The organism is Pseudomonas danubii (assembly GCF_042980055.1).
Classification (GTDB): Bacteria; Pseudomonadota; Gammaproteobacteria; order Pseudomonadales; family Pseudomonadaceae; genus Aquipseudomonas; species Aquipseudomonas danubii.
Genome location: NZ_CP116502.1, coordinates 1,117,151 through 1,139,254, shown reverse-complemented (window position 1 = coordinate 1,139,254; position 22,104 = coordinate 1,117,151). Strand labels below are relative to the sequence as shown.

Genomic DNA, 22,104 nt, shown 5'->3' with positions numbered 1-22,104 from the left:
CAGCATTGCGCCCTTCGTCGTGGTCGGCAAGGGAGTATTGGCTAATCTGCATTGTTATAATATAACATAAAATAAAGCCTGACCCGTGACCCCCGCCATGACTGAACAAGAGCTCCTCGCCGAACCCTCGGCGCATTACATGAACGACGCCCAGCAGGGCTTCTTCCGCGATCTGCTGCTGGCCCAGCGCAGCGAATTGCAGGAGCGCATTGCCGCTGAGTTCGACCAACTGCGCGAGCAGGAACCCCACAGCGACCCCGCCGACATCGGCAGCGCCGAAGAGCAGCGGCAATGGCAACTGCGCCTGCTGGAGCGGGAAAAGAAGCTCCTGGACAAGATCGACGAGGCCCTGGAGCGCCTGGCCCGCGGCGAGTACGGCTGGTGCCGCGACACCGGCGAGCCCATCGGCCTGCAGCGCCTGCTGCTGCGGCCCACCGCCACCTTGTGTATCGAAGCCAAAGAACGCCAAGAGCTGCGCGAACGCCACCAACGGGCGCTTTGACCCAGCCGCGAACCTGATGAGGAACCCCCCATGACCGAGCGTCTTCCCGTTACCGTGCTGTCCGGCTTTCTTGGCGCGGGCAAAAGCACCCTGCTCAATCACGTCCTGCGTAATCGCGACAACCTGCGGGTAGCGGTGATCGTCAACGACATGAGCGAAATCAACATCGACGGCAGCGAGGTGCAGCGCGATGTCAGCCTCAACCGCGCCGAAGAGAAGCTGGTGGAGATGAGCAACGGCTGCATTTGCTGCACCCTGCGCGAAGACCTGCTGGAGGAAGTGGGCAAGCTGGCCCGCGACGGGCGCTTCGACTACCTGCTGATCGAATCCACCGGGATCTCCGAGCCGCTGCCGGTGGCGGAAACCTTTACCTTTCGCGATGAGGCCGGGCAGAGCCTGGCGGACATCGCCCGCCTCGACACCATGGTGACTGTGGTCGACGGCATGAACTTCCTGCTGGATTACCAGGCGGCGGAAAGCCTCGCCAGTCGCGGTGAAACCCTGGGCGAGGAAGACGAGCGTTCGATCACCGACCTGCTGATCGAGCAGGTGGAGTTTGCCGACGTGATCCTGGTCAGCAAGATCGACCTGATCAGCAGCGCCGAGCGCCAGGAGCTGATGGCGATCCTGGCGCGGCTCAACGCCCAGGCAGAGATCATCCCCATGGTCATGGGCCAGGTGCCCTTGGCCAAGATCCTCAATACCGGGCGCTTCGACTTTGAACGCGCGGCCCAGGCGCCGGGCTGGCTGCAGGAGTTGCGCGGCGAGCACGTGCCGGAAACCCAGGAGTACGGAATCGCTTCAACCGCCTATCGGGCGCGGCGTCCCTTTCATCCGCAGCGCTTCTTCAACTTCATCAACCGGCCCTGGGTCAACGGCAAGCTGCTGCGCTCCAAAGGCTTCTTCTGGCTGGCCAGCAAGTACCAGGAGGCGGGCAGCTGGTCCCAGGCCGGTGGCTTGATGCGCCACGGTTTTGCCGGGCGCTGGTGGCGCTTCGTGCCCAAGCAGCAATGGCCCCAGGACGAGGAAAGCATGGCGGCGATCCTGCACAACTGGACCCCGGCCACGGGCGACTGTCGCCAGGAGCTGGTGTTCATCGGCCAGAACATCGACTTCACCCGGCTCTGTGCCGAGCTCGACCTGTGCCTGCTGGATGACGATGAAATGGCCCTGGGTGTCGAGGGCTGGAGCCTGATGACCGACCCTTTCGGTGCCTGGCATGAAGAGGAGGCGGCCTGATGCTGACCCTGAGTTCTCCGGTGACTCCACTGAGCATTCCATTGGCGGCCAGGAGCTTGCTGCTGCCTTGTGCGGTGCCGCTGGTTTCCCGGCGCGCGGCCATTGGCCCGACCCCGGCGGTCCTGGCCGAGGTGCTGGACGATGAGGTCAACCTCGGCCTCTGGCAGCGCCAGTTGCCGGCGCACATCGAGGACTTCGGCCAGTTGCTGTTGTCCCTCAACGAGCCCTTGGCCGAGTCCCTGTCCCTGGAACTGCCGGATGAGGATTGCCCACCGAACCTGCGGGGCCTGGCCTCGCGCTTCAGCGACTTGCACGGTTATGACGGCTTTATCGCCGACGTTTCCTGGCTGGTCAGCGCCTTTGCCTGCCTGTTGGGCGCCAAGCGCGTGGGCCTGCGCTTGCGGGTGCTGGACAAGGCCATGTGCCCGCGCTTTCACGTCGACCATGTGCCCGTGCGCCTGATCACCACCTATGCCGGGATTGGCAGCCAGTGGTTGCGCGAAGGGGCGATGGACCGTCGGCAACTGGGACAGGCCAGCGCTGAACCTCGAGACCCGGCGCTGATCCAGCAGATCGGCAGCGGTGAGGTGGCGCTGTTCAAGGGCGAGAAGTGGCACGGCAACGAAGGTTTCGGCCTGATCCACCGCTCGCCGCAACTGGCGCCGGGGGAGCGCCGGCTGATCCTTACCCTTGATTGGCTGGGTTGAGCCAGGCGTGTAGCCGCTGCCGAGCCTGTGAGGCTGCGCCAAGGTCCGCAGGACCTTCAGTGCGCTCAAGAACGGCGTCTGCTGCGGCGTCGTTCTTGAGCGCGCGGATTTTCGCCTTGCTCGGGAAGGGCGTAGCATCACCTCACAGGCTTTCCGGACCCCTTCCCATGCTGCAGAACATTCCTACCCATGTGATCGCCGGCCCCCTGGGGGCCGGCAAGACCAGCCTGATCCGTCATCTGCTGAGCCAGCGTCCGGCCCATGAGCGCTGGGCGGTGCTGATCAATGAGTTCGGCCAGATCGGCCTGGACGCGGCCTTGCTGACTCGGGATGACGATGGCATCGCCCTGGGCGAAGTGGCCGGCGGCTGTCTGTGCTGCGTCAACGGCGCACCGTTTCAGGTGGGCTTGGGGCGTCTGCTGCGCAAGGCCAAGCCGGATCGTCTGTTCATCGAGCCTTCCGGCCTCGGTCACCCGGCGCAATTGCTCAAGCAACTGAGCGTCGCGCCCTGGCAAGGGGTGCTGGCGTTGCAGCCCTGTGTGCTGGTGCTCGACGCCCAGGCCCTGGCGGCCGGCAAGCCGCTGCCCCAGGCCCAGCAGGACGCCCTGTCCAGCGCCGGCCTGTTGGTGTTGAACAAGGACGAACTGCTCAGCGACAGCGATCGGCTGCGGGTGCTGGAGCAGTTGCCGGACCTGCCCTTGTTCTGGACGCGCCACGCCGCCTTGCCCCTGGCCGAGCTACCGGGCCTGGAGGCCAGCGCCGGGGCGGCGCTGGAGCACCTGGATGTTCCCCAGGGCCTGGCACAGTTACCGGCGGTGTGGAGCGATCCGGCGTTGCCGATCTGCCTCAGTCAGTCTCAAGAGGAGGGCTGGAGCATCGGCTGGCGCTGGCACCCGAGCCAGCAGTTCGACCTGACCCGGGTCGATCACTGGCTGCAGAACCTCGACTGGCGTCGGGCCAAACTGGTGATCCACAGCGATGAGGGCTGGCGCTCGGGCAATGGCTTGGATAATTCACCGCTGAACTGGCTGCCCAGCGAATGGCGACGGGATTCGCGCCTGGAGTTGATTTTCAGTGCCCCTCAGGACATGGCCGCCCTGCAAGCCAGCCTCAGCGCTTGCCGCCTGTAGGCGCAGGCTTGCCTGCGCATCTCACGGCTTGAACTTGCGATGCTCTTCGCGCCACTGGCTCAGCTCGATCACCTCGGCGCTGGGCAACGGCTCTTTCACTTCGAATGGATAGGGTGCCAGCTCGATGTGCGCGCTGTGGGCTCCGAACTGAGTGATGGTTCCGGCGTGGCGGGTTTCGCCAGTCACGGTGAATTCGAAGTTGTAGATTCGCGCCAGGCGCCGACGACCGTTGGCGTCCTTGACCAAACCGATGCGCTTGAGTGCGACGTTGCCGTCCAGCAGCTCGATGTCGAGCCGTGCACAGTGCTGCTTGACCCGCGCCAGCGCCCGCTCCCGCAGGCCGTGGTTGTGCCATAGCCAGGCGGCGCCGGTCGCCAGCAGCATCAGCACAAAAATGTTTCCAAGGGTCAGCATGAAGGTTTGCTCCAACGAAGTGGCGTCAGCTTAACTGCGTCTCCGGTCTGTCGTACAGGCTGCGTTTAGTCGCATACTGCGCGGCTTGAATTCCACCGGTTTTATGGAAAATCCTGCATGAAACGTACGCCCCACCTGCTTGCGATCCAGTCCCATGTGGTTTTCGGCCACGCCGGTAACAGTGCTGCGGTGTTTCCCATGCAGCGGGTCGGGGTGAATGTCTGGCCCCTGAATACCGTACAGTTCTCCAACCACACTCAGTATGGTCACTGGGCCGGAGAAGTGTTGGCGCCCCAGCAGATTCCCGAGCTGGTGGAAGGTATCGCCGCCATCGGCGAGTTGGGCAACTGCGATGCGATTCTCTCCGGTTACCTGGGCAGCGCGGCCCAGGGCCGGGCGATTCTCAGTGGCGTGGCGCGGATCAAGGCGACCAATCCCAAGGCCTTGTACCTGTGCGACCCGGTGATGGGCCATCCGGAGAAGGGCTGCAGCGTGCCAGCGGAGGTCAGCGACTTCCTGCTGGATGAGGCGGTGGCCATGGCGGATTTTCTCTGCCCCAACCAGCTGGAACTGGACAGCTTCTGCGGACGCAAGCCGCAATCGCTGTTCGATTGCCTGGGCATGGCCCGCTCGCTGCTGGAGAAGGGCCCCAAGGCGGTGCTGGTCAAGCACCTGGATTACCCCGGCAAGTTGGCGGAAGGCTTCGAGATGCTGCTGGTGACCGCCGAGGGCAGCTGGCACCTGCGGCGCCCGCTGCTGGCGTTTCCGCGCCAGCCGGTGGGAGTGGGCGACCTGACGTCGGGTCTGTTCCTGGCCCGGGTGCTGTTGGGTGACAGCCTGGTGGCGGCGTTCGAATTCACCGCCGCGGCGGTGCATGAAGTGCTGCTGGAAACCCAGGCCTGCGCCAGCTACGAGCTGGAGCTGGTGCGGGCCCAGGATCGCATTGCCCATCCGCGAGTACGGTTCGAGGCCACGCCGATCGGCTTCTGATGGCGACCGGCGGGCGCTGAGTCAGGCCTGTTCGGAGAATTGCACCGTCGGCGCCGGCTGACGGAAGCCCCGGGTGTGGACGCCCAGGTACGCCAGGCCCAAGGCAAACCAGGCCAGGCCAATCCCCAGGGTCAGGGCCGAGAGGCTGGTCCACAGCCAGACGATCAGGCCGAAGCCGATCAACGGCAGCAGGCCGTACTGCAGCAGTCGCGCGCCCGTGCGCGGCTGTCCCTGCCCCAGGTGACTCTTGATCACCGCCAGGTTGACCACCGAGAACGCCACCAGTGCGCCGAAGCTGATCATCGACGCCAGGGTGGTGAGGTCGATGATCACTGCCAGCAAGGACACCAGCGACACCAGGACAATGGCGATCACCGGGGTCTTGTAGCGCTCGGAGAGGGTGCCGAACACTCGCCGTGGCAAGATGCCGTCGCGGCCCATGCTGAACAGGATGCGCGACACCGAGGCCTGTGACGCCAGGGCCGAACCGGCGGCGCCAGCGACATAGGTGGCGGTAAAGAACATCTCCAGGAAACGTCCGCCGGCGTGCAGCATCACCTCGCTGGCTGCCGAATCGGCGTCCTTGAAGCTGCTGCCGGGGAAGGCCAGCTGGCTGGTCATGGCCAGCAGGATGAACAGCAGCCCTGCGCCCAGGGTGGTGATGACAATGGCTCGGGGGATGTCCCGGCGCGGGTCGCGGGTTTCCTCGGCCAGGGTCGACACCGCGTCAAAGCCGAGGAACGACAGGCACAGCACCGCCGCTCCGGCCATCAACGGCAACAGCCCGCTCTGGCTGCCGTCGCCGATCCAGGGCGCGCTCAGGTCCAGGCTCTCGGCCCCGGCCAACTGGCGAATCACCAGGGCCACGAACACCACCACGAACACCATCTGCGCGCAGACGATCAGGTTGCTCATGCTCGATACCGAACCGATGCCGCGAATGTTCAGCAGCGTCACCAGGCTGATGGTCGCCACCACGAAGACCCAGGCCGGCACGGCGGGAAAGGCCAGGTTGAGAAACAGGCCGATCACCAGGTAGTTGATCATCGGTAGAAACAGGTAATCCAGCAGCAGCGACCAGCCGGCAAGAAAGCCGATGCCCGGTCCGAAACTGAGGCTGGCGTAGGAATAGGCCGAGCCGGCAATCGGGTACTTCCTGACCATGACGCTGTAGGACAGGGCGGTGAAGATCATGGCCAGCAGGGTGATCACGTACGCGGCGGCGGTACGCCCGCCGGTGATCTGGGTGACCACGCCGTAGGTGGTGAAGACGGTCAGCGGGACCATGTACACCAGGCCGAAGAACACCAGGGCCGGCAGCCCGAGGATGCGGCGCAGGGAGGTGCCCTGGGCACTGTGGGTGAAATCGCTGGGGGCGAGGGTGGGATTGTCGGAGAGAGTATTGGCGCTGGGCATTGTTATTGTTCTCACGCGTTCGTGGGTTCGAAGGCTCCCCAAACGGGGAGTGCGCTTGTGCCTTGCCCAACGATTCTGGCAGCGGTGCCCCTGGGGCATAACTCTCTAAGTGGTCAAAAAGGGATGGATGTGGCCATTCGGGATGACCGCAGAAGACTGCCTGGAGCAGCGGAAGGAGAGGGGGCGAGTGCGCAAGGCTTTGCAGGGGCGTGGCGAGGGGACCGTCCGTGGTCCTGCTGAATCAGCGTATCTGTCTGAGGATCAAGGGCCGTCGGCCTTGATTTCCTGGTAGCGCTTTTCCAGCTCCTGGCGGATCTGCCGACGCTGCTGGGCCTGGATATAGCGGCGTTTGCCGTCGGCGGTCTCGGGCTGCAGCGGTGGCACCTGGGCCGGTTTGCGCTGGTCGTCTACCGCCACCATGGTGAAGAAGCAGCTGTTGGTGTGGCGCACCGAGCGCTCGCGGATGTTCTCGGTCACCACCTTGATGCCCACCTCCATGGAGGTGTTGCCGGTGTAGTTGACCGAGGCCAGGAAGGTCACCAGTTCGCCGACATGCACCGGCTCGCGGAAGATCACCTGGTCCACCGACAAGGTCACTACGTAGCGGCCGGCATAACGGCTGGCGCAGGCATAGGCGACTTCGTCGAGGTACTTGAGCAGGGTGCCGCCGTGGACATTGCCAGAGAAATTGGCCATGTCAGGGGTCATCAATACCGTCATCGACAGCTGGGCGTTTCCGGGTTCCATAGCACACTCACGGTTCAAGGCAGGGGTTGCTGGAGCACCTCTGCGGGTGCTGGTTTCAAGGATTTTCAAACCATCGATAACGGGACGCCGGGCCGCGTCGTGCCGTCACGCTCCGGTGGATCTGTTTCCTAATATTGCATCGCCTTTCTGCCAGAAGTCCCGGTGTTAACCTGCGAAACACCCTTTTCAGGGCTTTTTCCTCTAATTCTTTGGATATTTCTTTGTACTGATCAGATTTTTCTTTTTAGGCGATCTGCGCCGCCCAGCGTTCAAGGAGAACCCCGTCCATGCATGCCATCAGCTTCATTCAGGACCTGGCCGTGATCATGCTGGTCGCAGGTGTAGTGACCATTCTCTTTCATCGATTCAAGCAACCGGTGGTGCTGGGCTACATCGTCGCTGGCTTCATCATCGGTCCCCACACTCCGCCGTTCGGCCTGATCCACGACGAACAGACCATCAAGACCCTGGCCGAGCTTGGGGTGATTTTCCTGATGTTCTGCCTGGGGCTGGAATTCAGCCTGCGCAAGCTGTTCAAGGTGGGCGCCACGGCATTTATCGCGGCGTTCCTGGAAATCGTCCTGATGATCTGGATCGGCTACGAGATCGGTCGCTGGTTCGATTGGAGCACCATGGATTCGCTGTTCCTCGGGGCGATCCTGGCCATTTCCTCCACCACCATCATCGTCAAGGCGCTCAACGACCTGAAGATGAAGAACGAGCGCTTCGCCCAGCTGATCTTCGGTGTGTTGATCGTCGAAGACATTCTCGGCATCGGCATCATCGCCTTGCTGTCGAGTATTGCGGTCAGTGGCACCGTGAGTTCCGGCGATGTGTTCTCCACCGTCGGCAAGCTTTCGCTGTTCATGATCGTGGCGCTGGTGATCGGCATTCTGCTGGTGCCGCGCCTCTTGGCCTACGTGGCCAGGTTCGACAGCAACGAGATGCTGCTGATCACGGTGCTGGGGCTGTGTTTCGGCTTCTGCCTGCTGGTGGTCAAGCTGGAGTACAGCATGGTCCTGGGCGCCTTCCTGATCGGCGCGATCATGGCCGAGTCCCGTCAGTTGCTGAAGATCGAACGGCTGATCGAGCCGGTTCGTGACCTGTTCAGTGCCATCTTCTTTGTCGCCATCGGTCTGATGATCGACCCGCAGATCCTTCTGCAATACGCCTGGCCCATCGCCGTGATCAGCGTGGCAGTGGTGCTGGGCAAGATGCTGTCCTGCGGCATGGGCGCCTTTATCGCTGGTAACGATGGACGGACCTCGTTGCGAGTCGGGATGGGCCTGTCACAGATTGGCGAATTTTCGTTCATCATCGCCGCCCTGGGCATGACCCTGCAGGTCACCAGCGATTTTCTCTATCCGGTCGCGGTTGCCGTGTCGGCGATCACCACCTTGCTCACGCCTTATCTGATTCGTGCGGCCGATCCTTTGTCGCACAAGCTGGCTGGAGTCCTGCCTCAACGCCTGAGCCGGGTGCTGGGCATGTATGGGGAGTGGTTGCGCAGTATCCAGCCTCAGGGGGAGGGCGCATTGCTGGCGTCGATGATCCGCAAGATCCTGCTGCAAGTGGGGGTGAATCTGGCGCTGGTGGTGGCGATCTTCTTTTCCGGCGGCTATTTCGCCAAGCGCATCGGCACTTATCTGGAGGAATGGGTCAGTGATCCTAGCTGGCAGAAGGCGCTGATCTGGGGCGCAGCGTTGCTGCTGTCCCTGCCATTCCTGATTGCCGCCTACCGCAAGCTCAAGGCGCTGTCGATGCTGCTGGCGGAGATGGGGGTCAAGGCGGAAATGGCCGGGCGTCATACCCAGCGAGTGCGTCGGGTGATCGCCGAGGTGATTCCGATCCTGTCGCTACTGGTGATCTTTCTGCTGTTGGCGGCGCTGTCGTCGAGCATCCTGCCGACCCTGGAGTTGCTGGTACTGATTGCCGTGGTGGCGGCGGTGGTGGCCGCGGTGTTGTGGCGCTGGTTCATCCGCGTGCACACGCGGATGCAGGTGGCGCTGATCGAAACCCTCGATCACAGCAAGGACAACGGTGGGCATTGACCTTGCCGCTCGCCAGCAGGGCGCTGGCGAGCCGGTTGCAAGGGCGGGGGCTCAGCTTTCCAGCCAGACGTCCCGCGCCCAGTGCCACACCGATTCCCAGGACTCTTCGGTGATCAGCTCTTCTTCGCCGGACCACAGCACCACGGTGCCGTCTTCTTCGACGCAGTAGTAGTCGTCGCCGTCCTGGCAGATCGGGATCAGCTCACGAGGCACGCCCAGGTCCCAGGCGGTCGCGGCCACTTCCGGCAGGTAGGTGTGGGATTGCGGGTCGGTGACGGTGACCGGTTCCAGGCTGCCGTAAACCACGTCGCTGACCGTCAACAGGAACTCTTTGAAGACGAACGGGATATTGATGAACAGCTGTTCTTCAATTTCCACCAGTTGGTCTTCGTCCGGCAGTTCCAGGGGGACGGGTACCGGTTCGTTGGCTTCTCGGAGTTGTTCGATGACTTCTTCCACGGCCTGGGTCCTCTTTGCTCTATGGCGCGGTTGTTTGACGGCGGTTTATACAGTAGCTCGCTATAAGTGCAATCGTGAAATGCAAAACCCCGACCTGAGTCGGGGTTTTGCCTTACAGCTGTGACAGCAGAATGAATCAGCCGTTCTGGCGGATACCTGCCACCAGCCATGGCTGGTTGTCGCCCTGGGCGCGTTCCATGTTCCAGCTTTCGCTGAACACTTCGCCCTGGTCGAAGCGCGAGGTCTTCGATACACCGCTGAAGGTCAGGGTGGCGATGGTCTTGTCGGCACGGTCATCCACACCTTCAAGTTGCACTTGCAGGTTGTCGATGTAGGTGGACTGGAAGCTGTCGCCCAGATCGGCACGTTCCTGTTTCAGGAACTGCAGCATCTGCGGGGTGACGAACTCGGCAATCTTGTCCATTTCGTTGGCGTCCCAGTGTTGCTGCAGGGACTGGAAGTGATTGCGCGCCGCTTCAATGAAGCGCTCTTCGTTGAACCAGGCCGGAGCGTTGATCACCGGACGCGCGGCAGGTGCTGCCGAGCCACCGAAGATCGAACCGCCAGCCGGTTGCTGAGGCTCGAAAGCTTCACGCTGCATCGGTGCGTGACCCGCTGGAGCGAACTGCTCCTGCTGCTTGCGACGGCGAGCGGCGATAAAGCGGAAGATCACAAAGGCGATGACCGCCATGATCAGGATGTCGAAGATCTGCATGCCCTGGAAGCCGTCACCCATGAACATGGAGGCCAGCAGGCCACCGGCTGCGATGCCGGCCAGAGGGCCGAGCCAGCGCGAAGCACCACCGGCCTTGGCCGCGGCACCTGCAGCTCCGGCTGCGCCAGCGGTGGCTGCAGCGGCAGGAGCGCCCGGAGTGGTTGGCGCCGCCTGGCGAGTTTGGTGGGTCGGGGCAGCGCCGGCGCTTTTGCCGCCACCGAAGCGCTTGGCGTTGGCGTCGAGGCTCATCGTCAGGCCGATGCACAGCGCCATGGCGATGCTAAGAAAACGTTTCATAAAGGGGGTTCCCATTTGTGGATGGCACGCGCGCCATATTGCACAGGTCAAGTGTCAGTGGCGAGCGGCATAATGTTTCGGGCTTTTGCCTGAAAGGCTTGATTCAGCCCTGTCCGCAATCATGCTCGCCGCTAGGTTTTTTGTCTGTAAGGACGTGGTTTAGGTTCAATCCCCAAGCCGAACAGCGACGCATTGCCAGCAGTACCACGCCAGCCCTTATCAGCGCGATTTCTGCGCTGACCTGTAGCAGCCGGCTTGCTGGCGAAGAAGTTCTTCACCAGCAAGATTCGCTGGCAAGCCAGCGCCTGCGGATCGTCTGCGGTTAGATGGCTTCCAGCTTGGCGTAGCCGAGCATCAGCCATTTGCTGCCTTCACTGAAGTTGACCTGGACCCGGGCCTGGGCGCCGGCACCTTCGAAGTTGAGGATCACTCCGTCGCCGAAGACCGAATGGCGCACGGCCTGACCCAGGCTCAGGCCGGTGTCCGGAATCTCGCTGCCGCCGAACAGGCTGCTGGTGCTTTGCGACTGGCCGCCACCGAAAGGCCGGCTGACGCTGTTGGACAGGCGCACTTCCTGGATCAGCCCCTTGGGCACCTCGCGTACGAAGCGCGACACCTTGTTGTAGGTTTCGCTGCCATATAGACGACGGGTCTCTGCATAGGTCATCACCAGGTTCTGCATGGCCCGGGTAATGCCCACGTAGGCCAGGCGGCGTTCTTCCTCAAGGCGGCCGGGTTCCTCCAGGCTCATCTTGTGGGGGAACAGGCCTTCTTCCATGCCCACCAGGAACACGTAGGGGAACTCCAGGCCCTTGGCGCTGTGCAGGGTCATCAGTTGCACGCTGTCTTCGTGCTCGTCGGCCTGGGTATCGCCGGCTTCCAGGGACGCGTGGCCGAGGAAGGCCGCCAGGGGCGTCAGGTCCTCGTCTTCTTCGGTGTTCTCGAAGTTGCGCGCGGCGCTCACCAGTTCCTCAAGGTTTTCCACCCGGGCCTGGCCTTTCTCGCCTTTTTCCGCTTCGTGGTAGGCGATCAGCCCCGACTGCTCGATCACCGTCTGGGTCATCAGGTGCAGGGGCATTTCCTGGGTCTTGGCCGCCAGGTTCTCGATCAGCTCGATGAAGGCGCCGAGGGCGCCGGCCGCACGACCGGTGAGGCCTTTATTGGCCACCAGTTGGCGCATGGCTTCCCACATCGACACATCGCTGTGGCGCGCGTGCTCGCGGATGGCTTCGACGGTCTTTTCGCCGATGCCCCGGGCTGGAACGTTGATCACCCGTTCCAGGGCTGCGTCGTTGCCCCGGCCTTCCAGCAAGCGCAGGTAAGCCATGGCGTTCTTGATCTCGGCCCGTTCGAAGAAGCGCTGACCGCCATAGATGCGGTACGGAATGCGCTCGCGCAGCAGGGCTTCTTCCAGCACCCGGGACTGGGCGTTGGAGCGGTAGAGAATGGCGATGTCGCTGCGGGCCAGGCCGGTTTTCAGCGCGCTCTCGATGGTTTCCACGACATAGCGGGCTTCATCGTGCTCGTTGAAGGCGGCGTACAGGTTGATGGCTTCGCCGTCGCCGCCATCGGTCCACAGCTCCTTGCCCAGGCGCCCGGTGTTGTTGGCGATCAGGGCGTTGGCAGCCTTGAGGATGCCGGCGGTGGAGCGGTAGTTCTGCTCCAGGCGGATCACTTCGGTGTCCGGGAAGTCGGCGGAATACTGATGGATGTTCTCGATCTTCGCTCCACGCCAGCCGTAGATCGACTGGTCGTCGTCGCCCACCACCATCAGGCTGTCGCCACCCTGGGCCAGTAGCCGCAGCCAGGCGTATTGCACGGCGTTGGTGTCTTGGAACTCGTCCACCAGCACATGGCGGAAGCGCTTCTGGTAGTGCGCCAGCAGGCCCGGGTGGTCGCGCCACAAGTCCAGGGCGCGCAGCAGCAGTTCGGAGAAGTCGATGACTCCGGCGCGCTGGCAGGCGGCCTCGTAGGCCTCATAGATGCCGCGCATGGTGGCCAGGAAAAGATCGCCGCTGGCCTGGATGTTTTGCGGGCGCAGGCCTTCGTCTTTCTGTCCGTTGATGAACCACTGGGCCTGACGGGCCGGCCAGCGCTGCTCATCCAGGCCCAGCTCGCGGATCACCCGCTTGACCAGGCGTTGCTGGTCGTCGCTGTCGAGAATCTGGAAGGTCTGGCTCAGGCCGGCTTCCTGCCAGTGGGCTCGCAGCAGGCGGTGTGCCAGGCCGTGGAAGGTGCCGACCCACATGCCCGCCGGGTTGATACCCAGCAATTGTTCGATGCGGTGGCGCATCTCGGCGGCGGCCTTGTTGGTGAAGGTCACCGACAGGATCGAGTGGGGCGAGGCGTTCTCGACCTGGATCAACCAGGCGATACGGTGCACCAGCACTCGGGTTTTGCCGGAGCCAGCACCGGCCAGGACCAACTGACGACCCACGGAGGCAGCTACGGCCTGGCGTTGGGCATCGTTGAGGGAGTTCAACAGGAGGGAGAGATCATCGCGCATCGGGGCATTCTAGGGGGCCGCGTCACCCCGGGCAAACCCGGCATTGCATTAGCCGATAAAACAACGGCCGGGGACGACCGGTTGGTCACAGGCCGCAGCCATTGGTGTCTCTCGCGCGCACACTTGCACGGCGGATTACGGAGGGATTTGTTTTATCGATTTTATGATCCAGAGCAGTTTGGCTCGAGCTTGTGCTTGTGTATGCTCCGCCGACGTTTCGGGCTCTACATTATAAGAATACTGCCTATGACACTTAACCCCGACCCGTCCGGGCCCTTCATGGCGCCGGGGGGCATCCGCCAGCATTACGCCGTCGAGATGGCAGTGGAGCGTACGCGCCTGCTGTATCAGGGCTCGCTGCTGCCGACCCTTTTCATGCTGCTCAACGGTCTGGTGTGCACCTGGTTGCTCTGGAGTCCGGCGCGCTATCTGTTGCTCAGCGTGTGGATGGTCTGGCTGCTGGCCCTGGTGGCCTTGCGGGTGATCCAGGTGGCGGCGTTCGACTCGGCGATTCCCAGTCGCCAGGCGCAGCCCATCTGGCAGCGCATGTTTCTTCTGGGGTCGGCGGTCAGTGGCCTGACCCTGGCCTGCGCCGGCATCGCCCTGGTGCCCACCGACAGCTTTTTGCAGCAGGCCTGGGTTTTCGGCCTGATCGGCGCGGCGATTCTTTCCGCCAGCGTGGCCTACGCGGTCAGCCTGCAGGCTTTTCTCTCCTTCACATTGCCCTGCCTGTTGCCGGCCATCGCCTATCTGTTCTGGGGCGGAGACGATCAGCAGCGCGGCTGGGGCTGGCTTGGGTTGATTCTCCTGGTATCCCTGAGCGTGGTGGCCTGGCAGGTCAACCGCCTGATTCAGCGAGGCCTGTTGCGGCGCTTTCAGAATCAGGCGCTGATCGAGCATCTGCAGGATGCCCAGAGCCGCGGCAGCCAGCTCAACCGCGAGCTGGCCCGTGAGATCGAACAGCGCCGACGGGCCGAAGAACAATTGCGTGAAGCCCAGGCGGGACTGGAGCAGCGGGTGGCCCAGCGCAGCCTGGAACTGGACCAGGCCAACCAGGCCCTGAGCAAGAGCGAGGCGCGCCTGGCCCTGGCCCTGAATGCCAGCGAGCTGGGACTTTGGGACTGGAACCTGCAGACCGACGAAATCCATCACACCCAGATCAAGGAACTGTTTGGCCTGGAGCCCGAAGACGTCACCGCGATGCTCAGCCATCTCAAGCCGCGCCTGCACCCCGAGGATTTGCCGCTGCTCAAACGTGCCCTGGTGGAGCACCTCAAGGGCCGCAGTGAGGATTACCAGGTGGAGTACCGGGTGCGCCATGGCGACGGCCATTGGGTGTGGATCGAGGACCGGGGCAGGGCGGTGGAGCGCAGTCCTGGTGGAAGGGTGTTGCGCATGGTGGGCACGCGGCGGGATATCAGCGCCGACAAGGAAGTGGAGGTGCAGCGCAATCTGGCGGCGACAGTGTTCGAGGCGGCCAGTGAAGGCATCGTCATCCTCGACCCCGAGTACGCCCTGATCGCCGCCAATCAGGCCTTCAGCCAGGTCACGGGCTATCAGATCGAGGACATGCTCGGGCGCAATGTGGTGGAACTGTCCTGTAGCCGCGATGCCCGCCGGCATTACCCGTTGATTCATCAGGCCCTGGAGCAGCACGGCAGTTGGCAGGGCGAGCTGGTGGAGACCCGCAAGAACGGCGAGCTCTATCCGCAATGGCTGCAATTGAACGTCGTGCGGGATAAGCGAGGGAAAATCCGCCACATCGTGGGCTTCTTCGCCGATCTCTCGGCTCGGCGCGAGTCCGAGGAGCGCATGCGCTACCTCACTCACTACGATGAACTCACCGGGCTGGCCAACCGTTCCCTGTTTCGCGAGCGCCTGGGCGAGGCCCACCAACGGGTACGCCAGGGCGGCCGCAGCCTGGCCTTGCTGCACATCAATCTGGATCGCTTCAAATTGCTCAACGACAGCCTCGGCCATGAAGTGGCCGACCAGTTGCTGCAGAAGATGTCCAGGCGACTGGTCAATGCCCTGCCGGAGGCCGACACCATCGCCCGGCTGTCCGGGGATGAGTTCGCTGTGTTGTTCGACGCCTACGGCAGCCTGTCGAGCCTGACGCGGGTGGCGACCCGGCTGCTGAGCAAGCTGCGCCTGCCGATCACCGTCGATGGCCATGAATTGGTGGTCAGCGCCTCCATGGGCATCAGCATGCTGCCGGACAGCGCCCGGGAGATTGCTGCTTTGGTCAGTCAGGCGAACATGGCCATGGCCCACGCCAAGCACCTGGGCGGCAACAACTTCCAGTTCTACACCGAGAGCCTGCAGGCCAGCACCCTGGAGCGTCTGCAACTGGAGAACCAGCTGCGCAAGGCCATCGAAGAAGGCCAGTTGATGGTGTTCTACCAACCCAAGCTGTGCTTGGCCACGGGCCGGCTGAATGCTGCCGAAGCCCTGGTGCGCTGGGATCACCCGACCATGGGCCGGGTGCCGCCGGGGGACTTCATCGGCCTGGCGGAAGAGACCGGGCTGATCGGGCCCATCGGCGAATTTGTGTTGCGCCAGGCCTGCCGCCAAGCCTGCGACTGGCAGCGCCAGGGGCTGGAGCCGATTCGGGTGTCGGTCAACCTGTCGGTGTATCAACTGCGCCAAGGCAAGCTGGTGAGCCTGGTGCGCCAGGTATTGGAAGAAACCGGCCTTGCGCCGCATTTCCTCGAACTGGAACTGACTGAAAGCCAGCTCCTGGACAGCGTCGAGCACATCATCGCGACCTTCCAGCAACTGCGTGATCTGGGAGTGAAGCTGGCCATTGACGACTTCGGCACGGGCTACTCGTCCCTGAGCTACCTCAAGCGCATTCCGGTGGACTACGTGAAGATCGACCAGGCCTTTATCCGTGGCCTTGCCGAAGGTGGCGAGGACGCGGCGATTACCCGGGCAATCATTGCCATGGCGCACGGGCTGTCGCTGAAAGTGGTGGCCGAGGGGGTCGAGGACCCGGCGCAGTTGACCTTCCTGCGGGCCGAACACTGCGATGAAGTGCAGGGCTACCTGATCAGTCGTCCGGTGAATGCCGAAGCGCTCGCGCAGCTGTTGCAGGCCCAGTCTGGCTAGTGGGCGGCGACGCCAGCCACAACGGCTACATAAGTCGTACCCGGCTGAAAATGGGGGGCAGGCCGGCAAATTGATGATGCATTGAACAGGCAAAAAGACGATTCCTGTAGTATAACTACAAGCTTGCTACATCCCCGGCGTCAGCCAATAACAATGAGTCCAGCCCTTTGAACCTGTTGCAGCACATCGCCCAGTCACGTCATTTGTTACGCAAATCGGAACTCAAGGTCGCCGATCACGTGCTCCTTGATCCTGCGGCCGTGATGCACAGTTCCATGGCGGACCTGGCCCACAGCGTGGGCATCAGCGAACCGACCATCGTGCGTTTCTGCCGGGCCATCGGTTGCTCCGGTTTTCAGGACCTGAAGCTCAAGTTGGCTCAGAGCCTCGCCGCCGGTGCCAGCTTTGGCCAGTTCGCGATCCATGAAGACGATTCTGTCGCTGACTACAGCCTGAAGATCTTCGACACCACCCTGCACACCCTGATGGAGGTTCGCGAGAAGCTCGATCCGGTGGCCCTGCAGCAGGCGGTGACCGCCATGTCCCAGGCCCAGCGTGTGGAGTTCTACGGCTTTGGCGCGTCGGGCGCGGTGGCGGCGGATGCCCAGCACAAGTTCTTCCGCCTGCTGCTGACTGCGGCGGCCTATTCCGACCCACACATGCAGGCGATGTCGGCGGTGACCTTGAAGCCTACCGACGTGGCCATCTGTATTTCCCAGTCCGGGCGCTCCAAAGACCTGCTGATCACCGCCAATCTTGTGCGTGAAAGCGGCGCCTCGCTGATCACCCTGTGCCCGAGCCAGACGCCGTTGGCCGAGCTGTCCACGGTCAACCTGGCCATCGATGTGCACGAAGACACCGAGATCTATACCCCGCTGACCTCGCGTATCGCCCACCTGGTGGTGATCGACGTGCTGGCCATGGGCGTGGCCATGGCTCGCGGGCCGAGCCTGGTGAACCACCTCAAGAGCGTCAAGCGCAGTCTGCGCAGCCTGCGTCTGTCGCCCAAGTCGGTCAAAGCCCTGGACGATTGAGTCTGGAGAGGGGCGAATGTTCATCGTCCTGTAACCGACCCGCCGCCAAACCGTAACCGCCGACGTCCATCGTGAAGCTCCCGTACTCGCATTGGGAGACTCGAAATGGCCCGGCCTTACGAAGACAGCAACAGCGCAGTCAAGACCCGTCGTCAGCAGGAAGACCAGCGCCGCATGGAATTTCGTCGTGCGATCGAACACCGCTTCGAGCTGCGTCAGTTGCAGCAGCAAATCAACGATTACCCCGAGCTTGAGGCCGTCAATTACTGGCAGGCGGCACCCGCGGCTTCCCGTCGAAGCGTTCAACCAGCCCGCTGATCTGCACGCGTTCGCTGCGGATGAATCCCAGGAACGCATGCGCTACCGGTGACAGGCGTTTGGCTTTGGCCTGCACCAGGCACCAGCTGCGAAGCAATGGCAGCTCTTCGACCGGCAACTCGATCAAGCCGCCGGTCGCCAACTCAAGGTTCAGGGCGTGGCGCGTCAGCAAGGCCACGCCCAGACCCGCCCGCACACATTCACGCTGAGCTTCCGCCGACGACACTTCGAGGATCTGGGTGAAGTGCACGCGCTTCTCCTTGAAGTACTCCTCGCAGGCCAGGCGCGTGCCCGAGCCCTGTTCCCGCAGCACCAGGGTGTAGGGCTCCAGGTCCTGCAGGCGCAGCGGACCCATGTGGCTCAGGGGGTGATCCGGCGGCGCCACGGCGACGATGGGGTTATTGAGGAACGGCAGGAACTCCAGCTCCATGTCCTGGGGCACCATGGACATGATCACCAGGTCATCACGGTTGTCCGAGAGGCGGCGGATTACCTGGGCGCGGTTGACCACGGTCAGTTGCAAGTGCACTTCCGGATGCTGGCGCTTGAAGGCGGCGAACAGGTGCGGGACGAAGTACTTGGCGCTGGATTCCACCGCCAGCTTGAGCTGGCCCTGCAGCGAGCCCTGCATGTCCGAGAGCTGCATGTCGAGGTTTTCCAGGCGCCCGAAGATGTCCCGGCTGGCCCGTTGCAGGGCCTCGGCGGCTTCGGTCATGTAGAGCTTCTTGCCGACGTAATCGAACAGTGGCTGGCCGATCAGCTCCTCCAGCTGACGGATCTGCAGGCTGACCGCGGGCTGGGTGAGATTCATTTCATCGGCGGCGCGGCTGTAGGAGCGTAGATCGCAGACTTCATTGAAAATCTGCAACTGACGTAATGTCAGTCTCATCAAGGACTTACGCATTTTTCAGTGCTCGCGCCAAGGGCTGGTAGCACAACTATAAGTCTTTACTTATGCCCAACCCAATAATTATTGATTTTTGTTAATCCCTCTGCAGAGCTAGTGTGACGCGGCGACTGACTTGAAACATTTGGTCACGCGCCGACTCGGTCTAGCGGGTCGTTTGTTCCAACGGCTCAAGGGAACCTCCAAGTGATAAAAAAGATCCTGATCGCCAACCGTGGTGAGATCGCCGTACGAATCGTGCGTGCCTGCGCCGAGATGGGCATCCGTTCGGTAGCGATCTTCTCCGACGCTGATCGCCATGCCCTGCATGTAAAGCGTGCGGATGAGGCCCACAGCATTGGCGCCGAGCCGCTGGCCGGCTACCTGAACCCCCGCAAACTGGTGAACCTGGCGGTGGAAACCGGCTGTGATGCCTTGCATCCCGGCTATGGTTTCCTTTCGGAAAACGCCGAACTGGCGGACATCTGCGCCGAACGTGGAATCAAATTCATTGGCCCGTCGGCGGAAGTCATCCGCCGCATGGGCGACAAGACTGAAGCCCGTCGCAGCATGATCAAGGCCGGTGTGCCGGTGACCCCAGGCACCGAAGGCAACGTCGCGGATATCCACGAAGCCCTGACTGAAGGCGACCGCATCGGCTACCCGGTGATGCTCAAGGCCACCTCCGGTGGTGGCGGCCGCGGCATTCGTCGCTGCAACAGCCGTGAAGAGCTGGAGCAGGCCTTCCCCCGAGTGATTTCCGAAGCCACCAAGGCTTTCGGTTCGGCGGAAGTGTTCCTGGAAAAGTGCATCGTCAATCCCAAGCACATCGAAGCGCAGATCCTCGGCGACAGCTTTGGCAACGTGGTGCACCTGTTCGAGCGCGACTGCTCGATCCAGCGCCGCAACCAGAAGCTCATCGAGATCGCCCCGAGCCCGCAACTGACCCCGGAACAGCGCGCCTACATCGGCGATCTGTCGGTGCGCGCGGCCAAAGCCGTGGGCTACGAGAACGCCGGCACCGTGGAGTTCCTGCTCGCCGAGGGCGAGGTGTACTTCATGGAGATGAACACCCGGGTGCAGGTGGAACACACCATCACCGAGGAAATCACCGGCATCGACATCGTCCGCGAGCAGATCCGCATCGCCTCGGGCCTGCCACTGTCGGTGAAGCAGGAAGACATCCACCACCGTGGTTTCGCCCTGCAGTTCCGGATCAACGCCGAGGACCCGAAGAACAACTTCCTCCCCAGCTTCGGCAAGATCACCCGTTACTACGCCCCCGGCGGTCCCGGCGTGCGCACCGACACGGCGATCTACACCGGCTACACCATTCCGCCGTTCTACGACTCCATGTGCCTGAAGCTGGTGGTCTGGGCCCTGACCTGGGAAGAGGCGATGGACCGTGGCCTGCGCGCCCTGGACGACATGCGTCTGCAAGGGGTCAAGACCACCGCCGCCTACTACCAGGAAATCCTGCGTAACCCGGAATTCCGTAGCGGTCAGTTCAATACCAGCTTCGTTGAAAGCCATCCGGAACTGACCAACTACTCGATCAAGCGCAAACCCGAAGAGCTGGCCCTGGCCATCGCCGCCGCCATCGCCGCCCACGCAGGCCTGTGAGGAATAAAACAATGTCCAAGAAGATTCATGTAACCGACACCATCCTGCGCGACGCCCACCAATCGCTGCTGGCGACCCGCATGCGCACCGAAGACATGCTGCCGATCTGCGACAAGCTCGACAAAGTCGGCTACTGGTCCCTGGAAGTCTGGGGCGGCGCGACCTTCGACGCCTGCGTGCGCTTCCTCAAGGAAGACCCCTGGGAGCGCCTGCGCCAACTGCGCGCGGCGCTGCCCAACACTCGCCTGCAAATGCTCCTGCGCGGGCAGAACCTGCTGGGCTATCGCCACTACAGCGATGACGTGGTCAAAGCCTTCGTGGCCAAGGCCGCGGTCAATGGCATCGACGTGTTCCGCATCTTCGACGCGATGAACGACGTACGTAACCTGCGGGTGGCGATCGAAGCGGTGAAAGCCGCCGGCAAGCACGCCCAGGGCACCATTGCCTACACCACCAGCCCGGTGCACACCATCGAGGCCTTCGTGGCCCAGGCCAAGCAGATGGAAGCGATGGGCTGCGACTCCATCGCCATCAAGGACATGGCCGGCCTGCTGACCCCTTATGCCACCGGCGAGCTGGTCAAGGCGCTGAAGGCCGAGCTTTCGCTGCCGGTGTTCATCCACTCCCACGACACCGCCGGCCTGGCTGCCATGTGCCAGCTCAAGGCCATCGAGAACGGCGCCGACCATATCGACACCGCCATCTCCAGCTTCGCCTGGGGCACCAGTCACCCGGGCACCGAGTCGATGGTTGCGGCCCTTAAAGGCAGCGAGTTCGACACCGGCCTGGACCTGGAGCTGCTGCAAGAGATCGGCCTGTACTTCTACGCCGTGCGCAAGAAGTACCACCAGTTCGAAAGCGAATTCACCGCGGTCGACACCCGGGTGCAAGTCAACCAGGTGCCGGGCGGGATGATTTCCAACCTGGCCAACCAGTTGAAAGAGCAGGGCGCGTTGAACCGCATGGGCGAAGTGCTGGCGGAGATCCCGCGGGTGCGTCACGACCTGGGCTACCCGCCGCTGGTGACCCCGACCTCGCAGATCGTCGGCACCCAGGCGTTCTTCAACGTCCTGGCCGGCGAGCGCTACAAGACCATCACCAACGAAGTGAAGCTCTACCTGCAAGGCGGCTACGGCAAGGCCCCGGGTCAGGTGGACGAAAACCTGCGGCGCCAGGCCATCGGCAGCGAGGATGTGATCGATGTGCGTCCGGCCGACCTGCTGAAACCGGAAATGACCAAGCTGCGCGGCGAAATCGGTGCCCTGGCCCATTCCGAAGAAGACGTACTGACCTACGCCATGTTCCCGGACATCGGACGCAAGTTCCTCGAAGAGCGTGAGGCCGGCACCCTGGTTCCGGAAGCGTTGCTGCCGATCCCCGAAGCCGGTGGCGTCAGCAAGCCGGGCGGTGAAGGCGTGCCTACCGAGTTCGTCATCGACGTCCACGGCGAAACCTACCGCGTCGACATCACTGGCGTCGGGGTCAAGGCCGAAGGCAAGCGCCACTTCTACCTGTCCATCGATGGCATGCCGGAAGAAGTGGTGTTCGAGCCACTCAACGAGTTCGTCGGCGGCGGTACCAGCAAGCGCAAACAGGCCAGCGCCCCGGGCCATGTCAGCACCACCATGCCGGGCAACATCGTCGATGTGCTGGTCAAGGAAGGTGACGTGGTCAAGGAAGGTCAGGCGGTGCTGATCACCGAAGCCATGAAGATGGAAACCGAAGTCCAGGCGGCCGTCGCCGGCAAGGTCGTGGCGATCCACGTGGCCAAGGGCGACCGGGTCAACCCGGGCGAAATCCTCATCGAAATCGAGGGCTGAATTCAGGCCCTCATCTGCAACGGTTTACCTCGGGGGAGCTACGGCTCCCCTTTTTTTTGCTTTTCTGAAGTGTCTTTTAATACATTTTATGGGAGGAATATTTTATTGAAGTGCATTTTGATGCACTTATAGGCATATT

Annotated in this window: 18 protein-coding genes; 11 read left to right on the top strand and 7 right to left on the bottom strand. The window is 62.8% G+C overall.

Features of this window, described 5'->3' with window-relative positions; translation table 11 throughout:
* Positions 1–97 precede the first annotated feature (97 nt).
* The 4 genes from dksA to PFZ56_RS05375 all read left to right on the top strand — a co-directional run bounded on the left by dksA (position 98) and on the right by PFZ56_RS05375 (position 3,578).
* The gene (gene dksA / locus PFZ56_RS05390) at positions 98–502 is read left to right on the top strand and encodes an RNA polymerase-binding protein DksA (protein ID WP_102862381.1); all 405 of its coding nucleotides are present in this window, start codon (positions 98–100) and stop codon (positions 500–502) included.
* Positions 503–532: 30 nt separating this feature from the next.
* Positions 533–1,741, top strand: a complete 1,209-nt coding sequence (gene zigA, locus PFZ56_RS05385) for a zinc metallochaperone GTPase ZigA (protein ID WP_102862380.1) — start codon at positions 533–535, stop codon at positions 1,739–1,741.
* Positions 1,741–2,448: a DUF1826 domain-containing protein gene (locus tag PFZ56_RS05380; RefSeq protein ID WP_170001398.1), complete on the top strand. Its 708-nt coding sequence runs from the start codon at positions 1,741–1,743 to the stop codon at positions 2,446–2,448. The genes zigA and PFZ56_RS05380 overlap by 1 nt, the downstream gene beginning before the upstream one ends.
* 167 nt (positions 2,449–2,615) lie before the next feature.
* On the top strand, positions 2,616–3,578 hold the full coding sequence (locus PFZ56_RS05375) for a GTP-binding protein (protein WP_170001399.1): 963 nt from the start codon (positions 2,616–2,618) through the stop codon (positions 3,576–3,578).
* Positions 3,579–3,599: 21 nt separating this feature from the next.
* Here PFZ56_RS05375 and PFZ56_RS05370 read toward each other — a convergent pair whose 3' ends face one another.
* Entirely contained in the window at positions 3,600–3,992 is a 393-nt protein-coding gene (locus PFZ56_RS05370) for a DUF3301 domain-containing protein (protein WP_102862377.1), read from the bottom strand.
* A gap of 117 nt (positions 3,993–4,109) precedes the next feature.
* On the opposite strand from PFZ56_RS05370, the gene pdxY reads away from it, so the two are divergent.
* Positions 4,110–4,982 (top strand): pyridoxal kinase PdxY, encoded by an 873-nt coding sequence (gene pdxY / locus PFZ56_RS05365; RefSeq protein WP_102862376.1) that lies wholly within the window; start codon positions 4,110–4,112, stop codon positions 4,980–4,982.
* Positions 4,983–5,003: 21 nt separating this feature from the next.
* Here the strand turns inward: pdxY and PFZ56_RS05360 are convergent, their stop codons facing one another.
* Positions 5,004–6,398, bottom strand: a complete 1,395-nt coding sequence (locus PFZ56_RS05360; protein WP_110594175.1) for an APC family permease — start codon at positions 6,396–6,398, stop codon at positions 5,004–5,006.
* A 261-nt stretch (positions 6,399–6,659) separates the two neighbouring features.
* Positions 6,660–7,145 (bottom strand): acyl-CoA thioesterase, encoded by a 486-nt coding sequence (locus tag PFZ56_RS05355; RefSeq protein ID WP_102862374.1) that lies wholly within the window; start codon positions 7,143–7,145, stop codon positions 6,660–6,662.
* 287 nt (positions 7,146–7,432) lie between these two features.
* Between PFZ56_RS05355 and PFZ56_RS05350 the strand changes: the two genes are divergently transcribed.
* Entirely contained in the window at positions 7,433–9,196 is a 1,764-nt protein-coding gene (locus PFZ56_RS05350) for a cation:proton antiporter (protein WP_102862373.1), read from the top strand.
* Positions 9,197–9,247: 51 nt separating this feature from the next.
* On the opposite strand, the gene PFZ56_RS05345 is transcribed toward PFZ56_RS05350, so the two are convergent.
* The 3 genes from PFZ56_RS05345 to uvrD form a co-directional block, all read right to left on the bottom strand.
* A complete protein-coding gene (locus PFZ56_RS05345; protein WP_102862372.1) occupies positions 9,248–9,655 on the bottom strand; it encodes an SMI1/KNR4 family protein in 408 nt (135 codons plus the stop codon).
* 136 nt (positions 9,656–9,791) lie between these two features.
* Positions 9,792–10,667 (bottom strand): Tim44 domain-containing protein, encoded by an 876-nt coding sequence (locus tag PFZ56_RS05340; protein WP_102881360.1) that lies wholly within the window; start codon positions 10,665–10,667, stop codon positions 9,792–9,794.
* A 322-nt stretch (positions 10,668–10,989) separates the two neighbouring features.
* The gene (uvrD, locus tag PFZ56_RS05335; protein WP_170001400.1) at positions 10,990–13,173 is read right to left on the bottom strand and encodes a DNA helicase II; all 2,184 of its coding nucleotides are present in this window, start codon (positions 13,171–13,173) and stop codon (positions 10,990–10,992) included.
* A gap of 246 nt (positions 13,174–13,419) precedes the next feature.
* On the opposite strand from uvrD, the gene PFZ56_RS05330 reads away from it, so the two are divergent.
* The 3 genes from PFZ56_RS05330 (at position 13,420) to PFZ56_RS05320 (ending at position 17,636) form a co-directional block, all read left to right on the top strand.
* A complete protein-coding gene (locus PFZ56_RS05330; RefSeq protein WP_102881358.1) occupies positions 13,420–16,284 on the top strand; it encodes an EAL domain-containing protein in 2,865 nt (954 codons plus the stop codon).
* A gap of 167 nt (positions 16,285–16,451) precedes the next feature.
* Positions 16,452–17,318, top strand: coding sequence for a transcriptional regulator HexR (gene hexR / locus PFZ56_RS05325; protein ID WP_011064325.1), 867 nt, complete (start codon positions 16,452–16,454; stop codon positions 17,316–17,318).
* A gap of 105 nt (positions 17,319–17,423) precedes the next feature.
* Positions 17,424–17,636 carry a PA3496 family putative envelope integrity protein gene (locus PFZ56_RS05320; RefSeq protein ID WP_262379252.1) on the top strand — a complete coding sequence of 71 codons (213 nt, stop codon included), beginning with the start codon at positions 17,424–17,426 and terminating at the stop codon, positions 17,634–17,636.
* Here the strand turns inward: PFZ56_RS05320 and PFZ56_RS05315 are convergent.
* Positions 17,578–18,540, bottom strand: a complete 963-nt coding sequence (locus tag PFZ56_RS05315) for a LysR family transcriptional regulator (RefSeq protein WP_123723652.1) — start codon at positions 18,538–18,540, stop codon at positions 17,578–17,580. The genes PFZ56_RS05320 and PFZ56_RS05315 overlap by 59 nt on opposite strands.
* 189 nt (positions 18,541–18,729) lie before the next feature.
* Between PFZ56_RS05315 and PFZ56_RS05310 the strand changes: the two genes are divergently transcribed.
* On the top strand, positions 18,730–20,145 hold the full coding sequence (locus PFZ56_RS05310; protein WP_025131542.1) for an acetyl-CoA carboxylase biotin carboxylase subunit: 1,416 nt from the start codon (positions 18,730–18,732) through the stop codon (positions 20,143–20,145).
* A gap of 11 nt (positions 20,146–20,156) precedes the next feature.
* A complete protein-coding gene (gene oadA, locus PFZ56_RS05305) occupies positions 20,157–21,965 on the top strand; it encodes a sodium-extruding oxaloacetate decarboxylase subunit alpha (protein WP_102862366.1) in 1,809 nt (602 codons plus the stop codon).
* Positions 21,966–22,104: the final 139 nt, after the last annotated feature.